Source organism: Gordonibacter sp., from assembly GCF_036667095.1.
In the GTDB taxonomy this organism is placed as follows: Bacteria; Actinomycetota; Coriobacteriia; order Coriobacteriales; family Eggerthellaceae; genus Gordonibacter.
On record NZ_JAVWUP010000088.1, the window covers coordinates 9,196 to 10,577 of the forward strand.

Annotated in this window: 2 protein-coding genes; both read right to left on the reverse strand. The window is 64.4% G+C overall.

The annotated features are described in order from the left end of the window. Positions 1-60: 60 nt before the first annotated feature. A complete protein-coding gene (locus RR842_RS08830) occupies positions 61-918 on the reverse strand; it encodes a 4Fe-4S binding protein (protein WP_332722600.1) in 858 nt (285 codons plus the stop codon). Beyond that, positions 905-1,382, reverse strand: a 478-nt coding sequence (locus RR842_RS08835) for a 4Fe-4S dicluster domain-containing protein (protein ID WP_332729513.1), incomplete at its 5' end; no start/stop codon positions are given. The genes RR842_RS08835 and RR842_RS08830, both read right to left, overlap by 14 nt.

The window sequence follows — 1,382 nt, forward strand, 5'->3', positions numbered from 1 at the left end:
GTTGACCACCCTTTGGTTGACCGCCCTTTGAAGAGTGATTCATGATTTGAAATCGCCCAACTAAACCTGCAACGACTCCTTTTCATCGTTGCAAGCCGAAGGGGCGCTTTCCTTGAAGGCGAACTTGATAGACTTCGTCGGGCAGTTCTCGGTGCAGTCACCGCACAGCGTGCAGTCCCGCAGGACGGCCGCCGAGTCGTTGGCCGACACATCGATGCCCTCGGGGCACACGGTGGAGCAGGTGAGGCAGCCGTCGGGGGCGAGGCAGGTGGAGCAGCCGGCCTTCGGGCGCGCTCCGAAGCCGAGTTTGGCGCGCACCTTGGCCATGATGCCGAAGAAGAAGCCGAGCGGGCAGACGACCGCGCACCACTTTTTGAACAGGAAAAGCTCGGCTAACAGCATGAGCGGGAACACGACCAACTCCCAGCCCGGCTGGAGCAGCACGAACACGCGGTTTGCGGCCCAGAGCGTGCCGAACACGAGACCGATGGGGCAGAACAGGCAGAACACGGGGAACCTCACCACGAAGGACACGACCAGAAGAACCGCGAGCACGATGCCCTGGGTCTTGAGGCTGCCGGCGCTGCCGGCGGGCGCTGCCTCCACAACCTCGCCGGTACGCCCGAGGATGCCGCGCGGAGCCCTCCCTCCGAACACGTTCTTCAGCATCTGCGTAGGACACACCCAGGAGCAGAACACGCGTCCGAGAAAAAACACGATGGCCAGCACCGCAATCACGCCCGGCAGCAGGTGCCAGGGGACCGAGCCCGATGCAGCCGCGATCTGGGCAAAGCCGACAGGGCAGACTACGCACAGCGTGCCGACCGGCAAAGCGCCCTCGAAGCGAGCAGAAGCCAGGGCCAACACGAGCACGCCCAAGGCCACCAGGATGCGCACGATGCGCCTATGCGTTTTCATGGGAGTCCCCCTTCTGGCTCGATGTCGTTGCTGGCGCATGCGCAGCACTCGCATCACGCAGGGCATCGGGGCCATCGGGATGCTGCCCCAACGAATGGGGAGCACGAGGCTTTGACACGGGAACGCGGCGACCCTCCGTCAGCTCCGCACTGGAAATGGTATCGCTCACCTGACCTGCGATGCTCGCACGCGAAACTACGACGATGCCCTTCGCCTCAACACCGGGATTGTAAGCGCGCAGGGAAGCCGAGGGGCACACCTCCTCACAGCGGCCGCAGCCGTCGCAATAGTCCGCGTGCACGACCGGTCGGTCATGGTCGTCCAGCGTTATGGCACCTTCCACCGGGCACTCGTCCTTGCACACCGTGCAGCCGGACCAATCCCACGCCACGCACGCGTCCTTCACCACCACCGCCACACCCAGATCGCGCTCGAGCGCTCCGCCAAAGGACAGCGCACCGGTT

What these genes read in the sequence shown, in the direction of transcription:
- RR842_RS08830 (WP_332722600.1), bottom strand. Translation starts at nt 918, where the DNA reads ATGAAAACGCATAGGCGCATCGTGCGCATCCTGGTGGCCTTGGGCGTG.